We start from the raw sequence: 15,801 nt of genomic DNA, 5'->3' as shown, positions 1-15,801 counted from the left end.
CCGTCGCAGGAGCGGCGGTGCGCGCGCCGCCGACGAGGTCGAGAAGCACCTGGCGCGGTCGCGTTGACCCCCGCCCCGGCCGAGTTCGGCGTGCTGGGCCCGATCCGGTTCCTGCGCGGTGGCGTGGAGGAGCGGGTGGGCGGTCCCCGCGAGCGCGCGGTGCTGGCGCGGCTGGTGTTCGACGCCAACCGGGTGGTCAGCGTGGACCGGCTCATCGAGGCGGTGTGGCACGGCGACCGGCCAGCAGCGCGCGGTCAGGTCGCGATCTGCGTGTCCGGCTGCGGCGTGCGCTCGGCGAGTCGGGCCGGGCCATCGACACCGCGAGCCCGGCTACGTGGCGCGGCTGGACGAGGACGCCGTGGACTGGTTGCGGTTCAACGGACTCGTCGGCCGGGCTCGGCCGCGCGCGGCGAGTGGTGACGTGGCGGGCGCCGCGGCGCTGTTCCGCGAGGCGTTGGGGTTGTGGCGCGGTGTGCCGTTCGAGGACCTGCCCGGTCTGCGCGCGGAAGCGGTGTCGCTGCAGTCCGCGCGGTTGGACGCGGTGGAGGCGTGCGCCGAGCTGGAGCTGCGGCTCGGGCTGCACCACCGGGTCGGCAAGGACCTGGCCGCGGTGGTGGCGGAACACCCGCTGCGCGAGCGGGCGCGGGCGCAGCTGATGCTGGCCCAGTACCGGTCGGGCCGGCGGGCCGACGCGCTGCGCACCTACCAGGACGCCCGGCGGGTGCTGGTCGAGCAGATCGGCCTGGAGCCCGGTCCGGAACTGCGGGAACTGCACGAGCAGGTGCTGCGTGACGCACCGGCGCTGCTCGCGCCGGTCCGTGCCGAGGTGCCGGGCGGCGCCGTCCCAGCTGCCGCGCCAGGTCCTGCCGTTCGCCGGTCGGTCGGCCGAGCTGGCCGAGCTGGACGCCGCTCTCGCGGCGGGCCCCGACGTGCCCGGCGTGGTCGTGCTGTCGGGTCCTGGTGAGGTGGGCAAGACGGCGCTGGCGCTGCGCTGGGCGCACCACCGCCTGGACCGCTTCCCGGACGGGCAGCTGCACGCGGACCTGGTGGACGACTTCGGCCGCCCGGTACCGCAGGCCGTGCTGCTGGACCGGTTCCTGCGGGCGCTCGGCGTGACCGCGGCGTCCATTCCGGACGATCCGGGGGAGAAGGTCGCGCTGTACCGCAGCACGGTGGCGCACAAGCGCGTGCTGGTCGTGCTGGAAGGTGCGGTGGACCACGCCCAGGTCCGGCCGTTGCTCCCCAGCGGCGCGCACACCAGGGCCATCGTCACCAGCAGACACCCGATGGACGAGCTGGTCGCCCGTCAGGGCGCGCACCGGGCGTTCCTGGAACCGCTGACGGCGGAGGAGTCGTGGCAGCTGCTGACCATGCTGCTCGGGCACGACTGGGTGGCCGAGGAAGGCGGTGAGGCGAGCAGGATCGTCGGCTCGGCGGACGGCTTCCCACTGCCGCTGCGCCGCGCGGCGGCGGGCGTCCGGACAGCACCGCACCGCCAGGACCGTCGATGGCTGACCGGCGTGCCCGCTTGACCGGCGTGCCCGCTTGACCGGTGTGCCTGGCTGATCGGTGCTGCCCGCTTGACCGGTGCTGCCGGCTTGACCGGTGCCGCCGCTCGGCCGATGCGTGTCGTAGCGGGCCGCGTGGTCCTCCTGCCCGTCCGACCGGTGTGCGCCGCAGCAGGCCGGTCACCCACGTGCGAGAACGGCGTCGACCGCCGCCGTCAGCGCGTCCGCCGACGCGGCAGCCGTGCTGCGCCAGGCCACGTGACCGTCCGGCCGCACCAGCACCGCGCCCACCGCACCCACGCCGTAGACCGAGGCCCAGTCCGGTGACACCACCGCGGTCGAGCCGTCGGCCGACACCTCGACCGCCGTGATCGCCACGCCGGTCCGGGAGCCGACCTCCTTCGCCGCCTGCGCCCAGCCGCTGCCCGCCGGGGTGAGCAGGACGAGCCCCGCACCGAACAGGTCCAATGTGGACAAGCTCTCCGCACCCCGGGTCAGGGGCAGGTGCGGCGCGCGGTGGCCCGGTCGCGCGGTCGGCGCGTACGTCCGGTAGGGGTCCTCGACCACCGGTGCGTCGGTGCCGTCCGGCACGACGGCGGCGGAGTCGTAGTGGAAGCCGAGGACCAGGCCCTCGCAGCTGCGCCGGCCCGCCTGCTGCGTGATGGCCTCCTTCATGGACAGCTTGCCCTCCATCATCTGGAACGTGATGAAGGCGTTCGCCAGGCTCTCGCCGACGGTGCGCTCGCCGATCGGGTGCCGCTCGGCGTCGTAGGTGTCGAGCAGAGCCTCGCCGGCCGTGCCCGACAGCACCGCCGCCAGCTTCCACACCAGGTTGTGCGCGTCCTGGATGCCGCAGTTCATCCCGAACCCGCCCTGCGGCGTCGACACGTGCGCCGAGTCGCCCGCCAGGAACACCCGGCCCGAGCGGAAGCGCGTCGCGGTCACCGCCTGTTGCAGCCACGGCATCACGCCGACCAGTTCGACGTCCAGGTCCGGTACGCCGACGGCCTCGCGCACCACCTGCACGCAGAACTCGGGCGTGAAATCGGCTTCGCTGCCACCCTCCGCCGGGTCGTAGCCGGTCTGGATGATCCAGCGCCGCTGGTTGTCCACCGCCTCCACCGCGCACGGGATCGCGCTGCGGATGAAGTACAGCGCGCACATCCTGTCGGTCAGCAGCGGCACCAGGTCGGCGTCGAACATGATGCTGATCATGTGCCCGAGTGGTGGCGGGCCCTCGACGCCGATGCCGAGCCGCTCGCGCACGGTGCTGCGCCCGCCGTCGGCCGCGATGGCGTAGCGGGCGCGCACGACGGCGCGCCCGGACGCGGACTCCACCACCGCGTCCACACCGGACTCGTCCTGGTCCAGGGACGTGAGGGTGGTGGAGAACCTGACGTCCGAGCCGGGCGAGCTCTCGGCCAGGTCTCGCAGCACCACCTCGAACCTGTCCTGCGCGCAGATGTAGGTGTACGTGGGGCTGTGCGGCGCGTCCTCGGCGACCGGGGCGACCTCGCGGTGGAAGTCGGCCGCGGTCAGCGAGGAGCCGACACCGACGGCCAGGCTGTCCTCGCGCGGCAGGCCGACGCGCTCGACCTCCTCCGCCAGTCCCCACGCCCGCACCAGCTCCATCGTGCGGGTGGACACCAGGCGCGCCTTGGGGAAGATCGACGTCCCGGGATGCCGCTCCACCAGCAGCGACGTCAACCCGTGCCGGGAGCACTCGATCGACGCGGCGAGGCCGACCGGGCCACCACCCACGATCAGGACGTCGACCTCGAAGTCAGCCATGCGCAGGAGCCTGCGACACCGCCGCGGGGACGTCAAGGAGGCGGATATCGAAGTGATATGGCACTGAAGTCGCAGGTCAGTAGCGTTGCGCCGAACGACGGCGTGCGCAGCGGGCAAGCCTTGGACAACGTGGGGAGGGACCATGTTCGCCGAAGGATCGGTCGCCGTGGTCACCGGCGGGTCGCGCGGGATCGGGCGGGCTGTCGTGGTCGACCTGGCGGCTCACGGTGTGCACGTCGTGGTCAACTACTCGCGCTCGGAGGAACAGGCCAAGGAGCTGGTCGCGCAGGTCGAGCAGAACGGCGGCAGCGCGAGCGCGGTGCGGGCCGACGTGACCGACGAGGACGCGGTGCGCGAGCTGTTCCGCTCCGTGCGCTCCGAGCACGGCAGGCTCGACGTGCTGGTCACCAGCGCGGGCGTGACGCGGGACCGGCACCTGGTCGCGATGAGCAGCGCCCAGTTCCGCGAGACGATGGACATCAACGTGCACGGCACGTTCCTGGCCTGCCGCGAGGCGATGCGCATCATGCAGCACCAGCGGCGCGGCGCGATCGTGACCCTCAGCTCCGCGAGCGGCCTGGACGGCGGCTTCCCCGGCCAGACCAACTACGTCGCGTCCAAGGGCGCGATCATCGCGTTCACCAAGGCGCTGTCCTACGAGGCCGCTCCGCACGGCGTGCGCGTCAACGTGGTGGCGCCGGGATTCGTCGAAACCGACATGACCAAGGTCATCCCCGCGAAGCTGCGCGACGGCTACGCCTCGCGCATCCGGCTCGGCCGCATGGGCCGTCCGGAGGAGATCGCGAACCTGGTCACGTTCCTGGCTTCCGACAAGGCGTCCTACATCACCAGCGAGACGTTCGTCGCCAACGGCGGCGGGCTCGGCTGACCCCCGAGCCGGAAGAACCAGCGAGCCGGAGTACCCAGTGGACGGAAGGACAAGCGTGACCCTCGACGAACTGCGCGCCACGGCGGCCGCCCGGCACGACACGTGCGCCCAGATCAAGAAGATGATCGTCTCGCGGCTCGACCTGCCGATCGAGCCCGCGTGGATCACCGACGACCAGCCGCTGTTCGGCCGCGGACTGGAGTTGGACAGCCTCGACGTGCTGGAGCTGTACGTGGCGATCGAGGCCGAGTTCGGTGTTGCCCTCTACGACAGCGACATGTCGGTGTTCGGTTCGGTGTCGCGCCTGGCCGACCACGTGAACCCGGCCCTGGTCGAGCAGGCGCCGGCCGGTTCGGCATGACCACGACCCGGGAGCCCGTGCGGGCGGGGACGTCACTGACCAACGACCAGCTCCGGGAGATCTTGCCGCATCGATGGCCCTTCCTGCTGATCGACCGGGTCGAGAAGGTCGAGCCCGGCGTCGGCGCGGTCGGGATCAAGAACGTCGCGGCCACGGAGATGTGGTTCCAGGGGCACTTCCCGACAGCGGCCGTGCTTCCGGGCGTGATCGTCGTCGAGGCGATGGCCCAGCTCGCCGGCGTGGTGTTCGCCCTCGCCGGCGCGGGGCCGATCGGCTACCTCGCGGGCGTGCGGGCGATGCGGTTCCGCCGCCCCGTCGTGCCGGGGGACCAGCTCGTCCTCACCGCCGACCGCACGGCGGGAGGCCGGGCCTTCAGCGAGTTCAAGGTGAGCGCCAGGGTCGACGGCCAGGTCGCCGCCGAGGGCACCATCACCATCGCCGACCCGGCAGCCACCAGCCCTACCGGAAAGGTTTGACACGACAATGGAATCCCTGACGTCGCCGGTGAAGGCCGCGCACCCCGAGGGCGCCGTGCACGGCACCGTCCTGGACGCCGAGGTCGCGCTCCGGTTCAGCACGCTCGACGCCGAGTACGAGGCGATCCGGGAGCGGGCCGCCCTGCTGGACCTGTCCGGGGAGCGGATCATCGAGCTCTCCGGCAGCGGCGCCATCGACTTCGCGCAGAAGGTGCTGGCGCGCGACGTGGAGTACCTGACCGCCGAGCGCTGCATGACGAGCCTGGTGCTCGCCGAGGACGGCGCCGTCGTGGACCAGGTCGTGGTGTGGGGCCGGGAGGACGGCCTGCTGCTGGAGTCCTCCACCGGCGCGGGCACCCGGCTGCTGGAGCACCTGCGCGCGCACGCCGAGTCCGGTGTGGACATCACCGACCGCACCGCCGAGTACGCGCTCTTCGGCCTGGAGGGCCCGTACGCGTGGGGCCTGGTCGGCCGGCTGATCGACGGTGAGCTGGCCGCGCTGCCGTTCGAGTCTGTTGTGGACAGTCAGTGGGACGGTGTGGACATCCTCTTCGCCCGCACCGGCGTGACGGGCGAGTACGGCTACAAGGTGCTGGTGCCGCGCGAGTCGGCCGAGCGGCTGTGGACCAAGGCGCTGGAGCACGCCGTGCCCGCCGGTCAGGAGGCCGTGGAGCTGGCGATGCTGGAGGTGCGGCAGCCGGTCGTGCGGCACGAGGCGGGCGAGGGCGTCGACGTGCTGGAGATGGGCGCGGGCTGGCTCGTGGACATCACCAAGGACGAGTTCATCGGACGTGACGCCGTGGTGGCCGCCTTCGAGGGCGCGGCCGAGCGCCGCACGGTCGGCTTCTCCGGCGGCACCGAGGTGCCCGAGCCGGGGACACCGGTCACCGTGGGCGGGGAGAAGATCGGCGAGGTCGTCCACGCCGTGCACAGCATGGGGCTGAAGTCCTCCCTCGGCCTGCTGCGGCTGCCGCCGGACCTGGCCGCCGCCGGGCTCACGCTCACCGTCGGCGACACCGAGGTCATCACGCTGACCAGCCCGTACGTCACGCCCAAGAGCTGGAGCACCCCGATCATCTGATCTGGTCACCCGGGCGGTCGCCCAGGGGGTCGCGAGGAGGAGCAAGCATGGCGCTGCGGCCAGTGGTCATCACCGGAGTCGGGGTGATCTGCGCGGTCGGCCGGGACCCGGAGGAGTTCTGGGCACGGCTCACCGCGGGCGCGGGCGGCATCACCGCCGTGGACGACGAGCGGTTCGCCGCGTTCGAGGCCAGGTTCGCGGGTCAGGTGCCCGACGAGTGGATCGACGCGCAGCTGCCGGCCGAGGACACCGGGCTGGACCGCACGGCCCGGCTCGCCCTCGTCGCCGCCCGGCAGGCGGTCACCCAGGCGGGACTGGGCGTGGCCGCGCCCGCGGACCTGCCCGAGGAGCGGTTCGGGCTGGTCCTCGGCAAGTGCCAGGCCACTCCGACCGCGGCAGGCGGCTACCAGCCCATGCACGCCACCGGCGACGTCGTCGCCCGCAAGCTGGGCATGGCCGGCCCGCGCATCCTGGTCTCGACCGCGTGCGCGGCGGGCGGCAACGCGGTCGGCCTGGCCAAGGACAAGATCCTCACCGGTGAAGCGGACGTGGTGCTCGCCGGCGGCGTCGACCCCCTGCTGTTCGGCACCTACGCGGGGTTCGCGGGCCTGCAGGCTCTCAGCGCCCGCCCGTGCGGCCCCTACAGCCGCTCGGACGGCCTGAACCTGGGCGAGGGCGCCGCGTTCCTGGTCGTGGAGGCGCTGGACCACGCGCTGGCCAGGGGCGCGGAGCCGCTGGCCGAGGTCGCGGGCTACGGCCTGTCCGCCGACGCCTACCACGCACCGCGCCGGACCGACCGGCCGCGGCGGCACCACGGCCATGCGCCGGGCGCTGGCCGACGCCGGTCTGGACGCCGACGCCGTGGACTACGTCAACGGGCACGGCACCGGCACGCCCGCCAACGACGCCATGGAGAAGAAGGTCATGCGCGCCGTGTTCGGCGAGCGGGCTCCCCTGGTGCCTACCAGCAGCATCAAGAGCTTCATCGGACACACGCTGGGCGCGGCGGGCGCGGTCGAGGCGGTGGCCAGCGTGCTGGCCCTGCGCACCGCGACCGCGCGGAGTCCACTCTGGACTTCGTGCCGAACACCGCGCGCCCTCTGCACATGGACGTGGTGGTGTCCAACAACTACGCGTTCGGCGGCAACAACGCCTCGCTCGTGCTGCGCCGCCCCGGCGGCCCGCGCGAGTACGACGCACTGCCCGCCGCCGAGGTCGTCCTCACCGGCCTCGGACCGGTCACCGGTTTGGGCACCGGCATCGCCGAGGTCGCCGAGGCGGTCGCCAACGGCCGCACCGCGGTCGGCGCGGAGCCGTCCCTGGAGGGCCGCACGTTCGCGCCGCGCTCGCTGTGGCGGCACATGAACAACCTGTCCCGCATGGCGATCGCCGCCTCCCGGCTGGCCTGGGAGGACGCCGGGCTGAAGCTGCCCCGCGCCGCCCTGGACAACGTGGGCGTCATCTTCGCCACCGCGGCGGGCTCGGTGGAGAGCACCGGCGGGTTCGACGAGAGCGTGCTGGCCAACCCGAACAAGCCCGCCGTGCTCAGCTTCTCCAACGTGGTGCTCAACGCCACCGGCGGCGCGGTCTGCCAGACCCTGGGCCTGCGCGGCCCGACCACGACGATCTGCAACGGCGGCGCGTCGGCGTCCATCGCGCTGGACTGCGCGGTGGAGACCATCCGGACCGGCAAGGCGGACGTGGTGATCGTGGTCGCCGCCGACGAGTCACCGGAGCCCGGCGACGGCACGCGGGTCGACCCCTACGACCGGAACTGGGCGAGGCGTCCGTCGCGCCGCGTCGGTGGCCCTGGTCGTCGAGTCCGCCGCGCACGCCGCCGCCAGGGGCGACCCCGTACGCGCGGTGCTGGGCAGCGCCCACGAGCGCGGGAGTGGACGGCGCGTCGGCGTCCATCGCGCTGGACTGCGCGGTGGAGACCATCCGGACCGGCAAGGCGGACGTGGTGATCGTGGTCGCCGCCGACGAGTCACCGGAGCCCGGCGACGGCACGCGGGTCGACCCCTACGACCGGAACTCGGGCGAGGCGTCCGCGTCCGCGTCGGTGGCCCTGGTCGTCGAGTCCGCCGCGCACGCGCCGCCAGGGGCGCGACCCCGTACGCGCGGTGCTGGGCAGCCCCACGGAGCGCGGGAGTGGACGACGAGCGTTCCCTGGTGCAGCGCCCATCGCCCGCTGCCCGTCGAAGGCGTGGACCTGGTGGTCGGTGCGGCCACCGCGGTGCGACGACGAGGCGGAGGCGGGCGCGGTGTCGACGCCGTCCCGTCCGCCCGCCTCACCGCCACGCGGGCCTGACGTGACGCGGGTGCGGCCACCGGCGCGCTGAACCTGGCGCTGGCCGCACTCGCCTTGCGCGACGGCGTCGCACCGGCCATCCCGGGGCTGACCAGTCCTCGTGCCGGCACGGTCGAGTCCTACGTCACCAAGCCCGAGCTGCCGGCCACGCCGGCCAAGGCCCTCGTGCTCAGCGCCGCGCCCGGCTCGGTGCGCGGAGGAACCCTGCTGGGTGCGGTGTGACCGGCCTGCCCTTCGACGTGCTGGAGACCGACCGGCTGCTCACCACCACCCGGTCGGTGCGCCGCAGGCTCGACCTCGACCGGCCCGTGCCGCGCGCGGTGCTCGAAGAGGCGCTGGAGGTCGCCGTCCAGGCGCCGACCGCGAACGACCAGCAGAACTGGCGCTGGGTCGTGATCACCGAGCAGGCGGTGAAGGACCAGCTGGCGGAGCTCTTCGACATCTCCTGGCAGTTCCACCAGAAAGAGGTGTGGACGCGGTCCGGGCGCCGGCGCAACAACCCGCAGGCGAGGAAGAACAACGCCTCCGCCGCCGCGCTGGCCGAGACCATCGCCAGGGTGCCCGCGCTGGTGATCCCGTGCGTGCTCGGCCGGCCGCCGGACATCGGCGCGATCGACGCCGAGTGGCTCGGCGCGACCGGCACCCGCAACCTCGGCACCTGGCAGGAGGGCGTGCGGATCGGGGCCATGCGGGCCAGCAACTTCTACGGCTCGATCTTCCCCGCGGTCTGGTCGTTCCAGCTGGCCCTGCGCAGCCGCGGTCTCGGCAGCACGATCACGTGCATGCACCTGCCGTTCGAGCGGCAGGTCGGTGAGCTGCTCGGCATCCCAGCCGGTGTCACCCAGGTCTGCCTGGTACCGGTCGCCTACACGATCGGCACCGATTTCCGCCCCGCCAAGCGGGTTCCAGCCAAGGAACGCACGTCCTGGGAGAGGTGGCAGGCATGACCGTCGAGCACACCGGGATCGACGTCGTCGTGGTGGGCGGCGGTATCGCGGGCGCGTCCGCCGCGGCCAACCTCGCGCTGAACGGCCTGTCCGTGGTGCTGCTGGAGAAGCAGGAGACCTACCAGGACATCGTGCGCGGCGAGTGGATCGCGCCGTGGGGCCTGCGCGAGGCGCAGACGCTGGGCGTGGAGGAGGCGTTCGGCATCGGCGGCGCGTGGGAGATCCGCGAGTGGACGCAGTGGGACGAGACGGTCGACCCGGCCGAGGCGGAGACCGTGGACATGACGCGGTTCGTGCCCGGTGTCGGCGGCCCCATGTCGTTCCCGCACCACGAGGTCTGCGCGCTGATGGCCGAGCAGGCCGAGGACGGCGCGACCGTGGTCATGGGCGCGCAGCGCGTCCAGGTCACCGCCGGAACCCGCCCGGAGGTCCGCTGGACCCGTGCCGGGCAGGAACACCTGGCCAGGCCGCGCATGGTCATCGGCGCCACCGGCCGAGGCTGCACGGTCGGCCGCCAGGTCGGCGTGTCCATGGCGACCTCGGTGCACCACTGGGGCGGCGGGCTGCGGGTCACCGGCCTGGACGACTGGCCGATGGACGTGCAGGCGATGGGCACCGAGGACGAGAAGATGTTCATGGTGTTCCCGCAGGGCGACGGCAACGCCCGGCTCTACATCAACTTCCCGACCGCCAACCGGAAGCTCTACCAGGGCCCGGAGGGCGAGAGGCGGTTCATCGCGGACTTCGAGCTGGCGTCCCTGCCCGACCGCGGCAAGGCCGTGTACAGCGCCGCGAGGTCGATCGGGCCGCTCAAGCTGTGGCCGTCGGTGGCGATGTTCCCCGAGCAGCCGATCGTCCAGGACGGCGCGCGAGCTGATGGCCGAGAACTTCGCCGCGTCGGTGACCGGCCTGCTCAACATGGTCCCGCCCGAGGACGTGCCGGAGTTCGGGTTCAGCGAGTTCTTCGCCGAGAGGCTGTTCAGGGAGAGGGCATGAACGTCAAGGACACCCTGCTGACCGGGTCGGTGCACGTCAACGGCATCGACATCGCGTACGTGGACAAGGGCGAGGGTGACCCGGTCGTGCTGCTGCACGGCTTCCCCGACTCGCACTACCTGTGGCGGCACCAGATCGACCCCCTGGTGGAGGCGGGCTTCCGCGTCATCGCGCCCGACCTGCGCGGCTTCGGCGAGTCGGGCAAGCCGCAGGAGGTCGAGGCGTACGACATGCGCACGATCGTCAACGACGTCGTGGCCCTGACGCAGCACCTCGGCATCCCCAAGGCGCACATCGTCGGGCACGACTGGGGCGCCGCCATCGCGTGGATGTACGCGTTCCTGATGCCGCGCCGCGTCGACCACCTCGCCGTGCTGTCGGTCGGCCACCCCGGCGTGTTCGGCACGCCGTCGATCGAGCAGCGCAAGGCCAGCTGGTACATGCTCTTCTACCAGTTCCCCGGCGTGAGCGAGCAGCTGCTGCGGCGCAACGGGTGGCGGCTGTTCAAGGAGATCATGGGCGGCGAGGGCGACCACCAGCGCTACCCGCGCGAGCTGGCCAAGCCGGGTGCGCTCACCGCGGCGCTGAACTGGTACCGCGCCAACCGCTCACCCGAGGCAGAGCTGCGCGTGGAGGGCAACTTCCCGCCCGTGCTCGCGCCCACCCTCGGCATCTGGTCCACCGGGGACAAGGCGCTGCTCGAAGAGGGCATGACGGGCTCGGTGAAGTTCGTCAAGGGCTCGTGGCGCTACGAGCGCGTCGAGGACGCCAGCCACTGGATCCCGCTGGACCAGCCGGAGATCGTCACCAAGCTGCTGCTGGGTTTCCTGGGCACCGAGAAGGCCGCGGCGGTGCCCACCCGGCGGCGCCGGCTCTGAGAGTGCCCGGCTCGTCGGCAAAGGCAGCGCGGAGGACTGGAGGTTCGCAGGTGATCGGCTTCGTGTTCCCCGGTCAAGGAACGGTCCGGGTCGGCATGGGCGGCTGGCTGCGCCGTGACCCGGTGGGCGCGGCGGTGGTCGCGCGCGCCGACGAACTGCTGTCCGAACCGGTGTCGCAGCTGTGCGCCCGCGGGCCGCTGGACAAGCTCGTCGACACCTCGCACGCGCAGCCCGCCGTGATCGCGTGCAACCTCGCCGCGCTCGCGATTCTGCGGGAACGCGGCGTGGAACCGGACATCGTCGCCGGGCACAGCGTCGGTGAGATCAGCGCGCTGTGCGCGGCGGGCGTGCTGGACGTCGACACCGCGCTGCGCCTGGTCGCCACCCGCGCCCGGCTGATGGCCGACCTGCCGGAGACCGGTGGCATGACCGCCGTGCTGGGGTTGACGCCACAGCGGGTGGAGGAACTGGCCGCCGAGGCCGCAGGGCCGGGTGAGCCGCTGGTCGTCGGCCTGGAGAACGCGCCGGACCACACCGTGGTCTCCGGCGCGACCGCCGCCGTCGAGCGGCTCGTCGCGCTGTCCGGGGCGGTCGGTGCCCGCAAGGTGGTGGCGCTCAAGGTGAGCAACGCGTTCCACTCGCCGCTGATGGCGGGTGCGCTGGACGGCTGGGCCGAGGCGGTGCGCGCGACACCGATGCGCTCGCCGCGCGTCCCGGTGGTCCCGAACGCGACCGGCGAACCCACCACGGACCTGCCGACCATCGTGGACGCGTTGATCACGCAGCTCACGGCTCGGGTGCGGTGGACCGCGACGATGCGCGTGCTCGCCGATGCCGAGACCCTGGTCGAGGTCGGCGACAGCAAGGTGCTCGCGGGGCTGCTGCGCGGCGTCGGCGCGAGCTGCGTCAGCATGGCCGACCCGGCCGCCGTGCGCAGGCTGCGCCGCCCGGAGCCCGCGGCATGACCAGGTGGGGGAGCGCCGCGGTCGCCTTCGGCGAGCTGACGGCACCGTGGCAGCTGGTCGAGCCGATGCCGCTGGAGGTCGTGTTCACCCGCCCGGAACGGCTGCGGTCCGGCGCAGGGCGCACCCTCCAGCACTGGGCAGGCAGGCTCGCGGCCAAGTACGCCGTGCTGCGCCTGCTGGACGAGCCCGTGACCGCGGAGCACCTGGGTGCGGTGGAGGTGCTGCCCCTGCCCACGCCCCTGTGCAGCCGCACGGCGGCCTGCCTGCACGGTCACCCGCCGGGTGTGCGCCTGATCGGCGCGCTGGACGGCAGGGAGGCGGCGGGCACCCGCGTCCGGGTCTCCGTCAGCCACACCGCCGACCTCGCGTTCGCGGTGGCACTGACCGCGGCACGGCTGGCCGAGGACCACGACCGGGAAGCGGTGACCGCATGGACCTGATCGAGACCGCCGCGCGGTGGGCCGCGGCCTGGCGCGAACGCGACGCCGCCGCCCGTCGGACGGTGGCGGAGTTCGCCGACCCGGACACACCGGAGCCGGTGGCGGGCGCGGACCTCGTCGCGCACGTCGAGGCCGTGCTGACCCGGTTCCCGGACCTGGTGCTCGACTTCGCGCCGGCCGCTGACGCGGGCGGCACCGCCGTGCTCACCTGGACCCTGGCCGCCACGCACCGCGCCCCCTACCTGGGGATACCGGGCACGGGCGGTGCGGCGGCGGTTGCCGGCGTCGACGTGCTGACCGTCGTGGACGGCGCGGTGCGCGTGCGCCGCCACTTCGACCGCGTCGCGCTGGCCTCGTCGCTCGGCCACAGGGCGCGCTTCCTCCTCAGCCGCGACGAGGTGCAGGAGTACGGCATCAGCGCCCGCACCACGATGGGCAGGACCGAGTACCCGCGGGTGCTGACGTTCACCTACCTGGACTTCCGCGACGACGTCGAGGGCGCGGACGTCGACCTGCTCAGCACCGAGGTGGTCAAGTCGCTGCGCGCCTCGAAGGGCTTCCTCGGCGTGGGCACGTTCGAGATCGGCACCCGCAAGTACACGGTCAGCGCCTTCGACCGCCCGGAGTCGGTCCGCGCCGTGCACGCCCGGCCGCACCAGCGGTCCCTGCGGAAGTTCTTCCGCGGCGGCCTGTGCACCGGGGCGTACACCAGCGTGTGGGTGCTGGAGCGGGAGACCCTCCACCTGCGCTGCCCCGACTGCGAGGAGGTGGTCGACGTGGGCGCGGGCAAGACCTGCGCGTGCGGCACCACCCCGACCCCCGACCCCCTGTTCTGATGACGCCAGGAGCTGCCCGATGACGGTCTTCACCGCCGACCACCGGCCCGCGGCGGGCGGGCGACCGCTGGTGGCCTTCATGTCCGCCCTGTTCGCGGGCGGCTGGATCTGGGACCACCCGTTCGCCGCCCTCGCCGACGCCGGGTGGCCGGTGCTGCGCACCGAGGAGCCCATCTGCGGGGTGGACGCGAAGATCGCGGGTTCCGTCGAACGCCTCGGGGACGCCCTGATGGAGGCCGTGGACGCGGTCGGCGCGGAGGAGGTCGTGGTCTGCGCGAACTCCCTGGGAGGTCTGGTCGCCATCGACCTCGCGGGCCGCTTCCCGGACCGGGTGAGAGCCATCGCGGTCAGCGGCGCACCCGGCCTGAGCGCCGACCCCGACGTGGGCTTGAACATGGACCGCCGCGGCGACGTGCGGTTGCAGGGCGAGCAGTTCCGCGACCGCATGCTGGCCGCCCTCTTCCACGGTGAACCGCTGTTCACCGACGAGCAGGTGGAGTCGACCGCGCAGCTGCTGCGCCAGGGCTCGGCGATGGTCGCGATGGCCCGCAGCATCCGCGCCACCAGGACCTACCGGGTCGACCCGGCGATGGACAAGGTCACATGCCCGTCGCTCTACATCTGGGGCCGCCACGACCGCATGACGCCGATCGAGCCGTGGCTCGAACTGGTGCCGCGGCACGCGAAGACCGAGTTCGTCACCGTCGAGGACTGCGGGCACATCCCGATGATCGAGCGCGGCGAGGTCTACACCGCCGAGCTGCTGCGGTTCCTCGACAGGGTCACCGGGTGACCGCGCCGCCGATGCTGTTCGGGGTGGACGCGGTCGACGTCGCCAGGGTCACCCGCGCCATGTCCTACAGCGGGCCCGCCTACACCCGGCACGTCGCTCACCCGCCGAGCGAGACCTGCACGCCGACCCCGGCCTCGCCACCGCGGCCGCGGTCGCGGTGAAGGAGTGCCTCGTGAAGGCGGTCGGCGGCCGGCCGCCCGGGTTCTCCTGGCACGACTTCGAGGCGCGGCGAGGTGCGCCCCGTGCGGAGTGGGCCGGCTCGCTGCTGGCCGCCGCCGTGCCCGAGGTCGAGGAGGCCACCGGGGTCTCGATGACCGAGCGTTGCGCCTACGCGGTGTCCGGTGCCAGCGGTTCGGCCGCCTTGGCGCGGCTCACCGGACGATCCGCCGGCCCCGGCGGAGGCGCGGCCGTCGTGGGCTTGGCCCGCTGGGGTTTCCGCGGTGACTTGATCGTCGCCCTTGCCATACTGACCGCCACGCCGAGAGGAGCGCTGCGATGTCCGTGACCGAGGTCACGACCGAAGTTCGCATTCGACCAGGGGACTCCGTCCAGGAAGCGCTCGACACCTGCGCGCCGGGCGCGGTGCTGCGCCTGGCCGAGGGGACGTACGAGGGCAGCCTGGTGATCGGCCGTCCGGATGTGGCGCTCGTCGGCGCGGGGCGCGGGCCGCACGGTGATCGTGCCCGGCGCCGTCGCGCCCAGCGCGGTGCCGGCACTGCACGACGCGCCCGCCGACGTGGTCAGCGGCATCACCGTGCACGACGTGTCCGGTGTGACCGTCGAGGGCCTGACCGTGCGCGGCTTCTCCGGCGCGGGCGTCTACGCGCACACCGCGACCGGCCTGCGACTCGTCGACGTCGAGTCGGTCGGCAACGCGGTGTGGGGCCTGTACGTGCGCGAGTCGGCCGTGGTGGAGGTGCTGCGCTGCCGCGCGGAGGGCAGCCAGTACGGCGGCATCGCGCTGGCGTTCTGCCCGGCCGCCGACGCGCTGGTCGCCGACAGCGAGAGCACCGCCAACGCCTTCGGCGTGTTCGTCGACAACTCCAGCCGCGCACGGGTGCTGCGCAACCGCTGCCACGGCAACGCGGCGGGCGTGCTGCTGCTGCACCAGACCTACGAGGGTGAGCTGCCCGGCGGCGTCGCCGACGTGCTCGTCGCGGACAACGACATCACCGGCAACACCCTGGCCTCCGGTGGCGACGAGCCCGGCGTGCTGGGTTTCGCCGGTCCGCCGATCTCCGGCGTCGGCATCGCCGCCGTCGGCGTCCAGCGCGTCTCGGTCGTCGGCAACCGGTTGCACGGCAACGAACCCACCGGTCCGTCGGTCATGGGCGCCGCGCTGGTGCTGGCCTCGTCGGCGGACTGGGGCGGCTCCGACTCGGTCGACAACTCCTTCGAGTGGAACACCATCACCGGCAACAGCCCGTTCGACGTGCAGATCGGCACCGACCCGGGCAACCAGCGCTTCCGGAACAACGTGGTGGGCGCCTCCCAGCCGGAGCGGATCGACGGGTGCGGATCTTGATCGA

Annotated in this window: 21 protein-coding genes and 1 pseudogene; 21 read left to right on the top strand and 1 reads right to left on the bottom strand. The window is 73.1% G+C overall.

The window, feature by feature from the left end; translation table 11 throughout:
* The first annotated feature begins 63 nt into the window (after positions 1–63).
* The 3 genes from BBK82_RS55345 to BBK82_RS55335 are packed head-to-tail and all read left to right on the top strand — an operon-like array spanning position 64 to position 1,532.
* Entirely contained in the window at positions 64–420 is a 357-nt protein-coding gene (locus tag BBK82_RS55345) for an AfsR/SARP family transcriptional regulator (protein WP_237048524.1), read from the top strand.
* Entirely contained in the window at positions 359–964 is a 606-nt protein-coding gene (locus tag BBK82_RS55340) for an AfsR/SARP family transcriptional regulator (protein ID WP_237047909.1), read from the top strand. Before BBK82_RS55345 ends, BBK82_RS55340 begins: the two co-directional genes overlap by 62 nt.
* The gene (locus tag BBK82_RS55335; RefSeq protein WP_237047908.1) at positions 939–1,532 is read left to right on the top strand and encodes a hypothetical protein; all 594 of its coding nucleotides are present in this window, start codon (positions 939–941) and stop codon (positions 1,530–1,532) included. Before BBK82_RS55340 ends, BBK82_RS55335 begins: the two co-directional genes overlap by 26 nt.
* 156 nt (positions 1,533–1,688) lie before the next feature.
* Here the strand turns inward: BBK82_RS55335 and BBK82_RS43730 are convergent, their stop codons facing one another.
* On the bottom strand, positions 1,689–3,299 hold the full coding sequence (locus tag BBK82_RS43730; protein ID WP_065920163.1) for an FAD-dependent monooxygenase: 1,611 nt from the start codon (positions 3,297–3,299) through the stop codon (positions 1,689–1,691).
* A gap of 142 nt (positions 3,300–3,441) precedes the next feature.
* On the opposite strand from BBK82_RS43730, the gene fabG reads away from it, so the two are divergent.
* The 18 genes and pseudogenes from fabG (at position 3,442) to BBK82_RS43660 (ending at position 15,797) form a co-directional block, all read left to right on the top strand.
* Positions 3,442–4,188 carry a 3-oxoacyl-ACP reductase FabG gene (gene fabG / locus BBK82_RS43725; protein WP_065920162.1) on the top strand — a complete coding sequence of 249 codons (747 nt, stop codon included), beginning with the start codon at positions 3,442–3,444 and terminating at the stop codon, positions 4,186–4,188.
* A gap of 55 nt (positions 4,189–4,243) precedes the next feature.
* Positions 4,244–4,549, top strand: a complete 306-nt coding sequence (locus tag BBK82_RS43720) for an acyl carrier protein (RefSeq protein WP_065920161.1) — start codon at positions 4,244–4,246, stop codon at positions 4,547–4,549.
* Positions 4,546–5,025 carry a 3-hydroxyacyl-ACP dehydratase FabZ gene (gene fabZ / locus BBK82_RS43715; protein WP_065920160.1) on the top strand — a complete coding sequence of 160 codons (480 nt, stop codon included), beginning with the start codon at positions 4,546–4,548 and terminating at the stop codon, positions 5,023–5,025. Before BBK82_RS43720 ends, fabZ begins: the two co-directional genes overlap by 4 nt.
* 7 nt (positions 5,026–5,032) lie before the next feature.
* Entirely contained in the window at positions 5,033–6,106 is a 1,074-nt protein-coding gene (locus BBK82_RS43710) for an aminomethyl transferase family protein (protein WP_065920159.1), read from the top strand.
* 47 nt (positions 6,107–6,153) lie between these two features.
* Positions 6,154–6,759, top strand: a pseudogene (locus tag BBK82_RS55330) (beta-ketoacyl synthase N-terminal-like domain-containing protein); the annotation flags it as partial.
* A 166-nt stretch (positions 6,760–6,925) separates the two neighbouring features.
* Entirely contained in the window at positions 6,926–7,471 is a 546-nt protein-coding gene (locus BBK82_RS55325) for a hypothetical protein (protein ID WP_237048492.1), read from the top strand.
* Complete coding sequence (locus BBK82_RS55320; protein ID WP_335618131.1) at positions 7,468–8,073, top strand: beta-ketoacyl synthase N-terminal-like domain-containing protein; 606 nt, start codon at positions 7,468–7,470, stop codon at positions 8,071–8,073. The genes BBK82_RS55325 and BBK82_RS55320 overlap by 4 nt, the downstream gene beginning before the upstream one ends.
* A complete protein-coding gene (locus tag BBK82_RS52135; RefSeq protein WP_170067845.1) occupies positions 8,037–8,417 on the top strand; it encodes a hypothetical protein in 381 nt (126 codons plus the stop codon). Before BBK82_RS55320 ends, BBK82_RS52135 begins: the two co-directional genes overlap by 37 nt.
* 54 nt (positions 8,418–8,471) lie before the next feature.
* Entirely contained in the window at positions 8,472–8,639 is a 168-nt protein-coding gene (locus BBK82_RS51210) for a hypothetical protein (RefSeq protein ID WP_154697852.1), read from the top strand.
* Positions 8,636–9,364, top strand: a complete 729-nt coding sequence (locus BBK82_RS43700) for a nitroreductase family protein (RefSeq protein WP_065920158.1) — start codon at positions 8,636–8,638, stop codon at positions 9,362–9,364. The genes BBK82_RS51210 and BBK82_RS43700 overlap by 4 nt, the downstream gene beginning before the upstream one ends.
* The gene (locus tag BBK82_RS55315) at positions 9,361–11,238 is read left to right on the top strand and encodes an alpha/beta fold hydrolase (RefSeq protein WP_237047907.1); all 1,878 of its coding nucleotides are present in this window, start codon (positions 9,361–9,363) and stop codon (positions 11,236–11,238) included. The genes BBK82_RS43700 and BBK82_RS55315 overlap by 4 nt, the downstream gene beginning before the upstream one ends.
* Positions 11,239–11,288: 50 nt before the next feature.
* On the top strand, positions 11,289–12,203 hold the full coding sequence (locus BBK82_RS43685) for an ACP S-malonyltransferase (RefSeq protein ID WP_065920156.1): 915 nt from the start codon (positions 11,289–11,291) through the stop codon (positions 12,201–12,203).
* Positions 12,200–12,643 (top strand): holo-ACP synthase, encoded by a 444-nt coding sequence (locus BBK82_RS43680; RefSeq protein ID WP_065920155.1) that lies wholly within the window; start codon positions 12,200–12,202, stop codon positions 12,641–12,643. Before BBK82_RS43685 ends, BBK82_RS43680 begins: the two co-directional genes overlap by 4 nt.
* Positions 12,634–13,479, top strand: coding sequence for an ester cyclase (locus tag BBK82_RS43675; RefSeq protein ID WP_065920154.1), 846 nt, complete (start codon positions 12,634–12,636; stop codon positions 13,477–13,479). The genes BBK82_RS43680 and BBK82_RS43675 overlap by 10 nt, the downstream gene beginning before the upstream one ends.
* A gap of 19 nt (positions 13,480–13,498) precedes the next feature.
* Positions 13,499–14,272 carry an alpha/beta fold hydrolase gene (locus tag BBK82_RS43670; RefSeq protein WP_065920153.1) on the top strand — a complete coding sequence of 258 codons (774 nt, stop codon included), beginning with the start codon at positions 13,499–13,501 and terminating at the stop codon, positions 14,270–14,272.
* Positions 14,269–14,433, top strand: a complete 165-nt coding sequence (locus BBK82_RS55310; RefSeq protein WP_237047906.1) for a hypothetical protein — start codon at positions 14,269–14,271, stop codon at positions 14,431–14,433. The genes BBK82_RS43670 and BBK82_RS55310 overlap by 4 nt, the downstream gene beginning before the upstream one ends.
* 11 nt (positions 14,434–14,444) lie before the next feature.
* On the top strand, positions 14,445–14,777 hold the full coding sequence (locus BBK82_RS43665; protein WP_237047905.1) for a hypothetical protein: 333 nt from the start codon (positions 14,445–14,447) through the stop codon (positions 14,775–14,777).
* Between the two features lie 132 nt (positions 14,778–14,909).
* Positions 14,910–15,797, top strand: coding sequence for a right-handed parallel beta-helix repeat-containing protein (locus tag BBK82_RS43660; protein WP_237047904.1), 888 nt, complete (start codon positions 14,910–14,912; stop codon positions 15,795–15,797).
* Positions 15,798–15,801 lie beyond the last annotated feature (4 nt).

The organism is Lentzea guizhouensis (genome assembly GCF_001701025.1).
Classification (GTDB): Bacteria; Actinomycetota; Actinomycetes; order Mycobacteriales; family Pseudonocardiaceae; genus Lentzea; species Lentzea guizhouensis.
The sequence above is the reverse complement of the archived record's forward strand: the minus strand, read 5'-3'. Positions and strand labels throughout refer to the sequence as shown.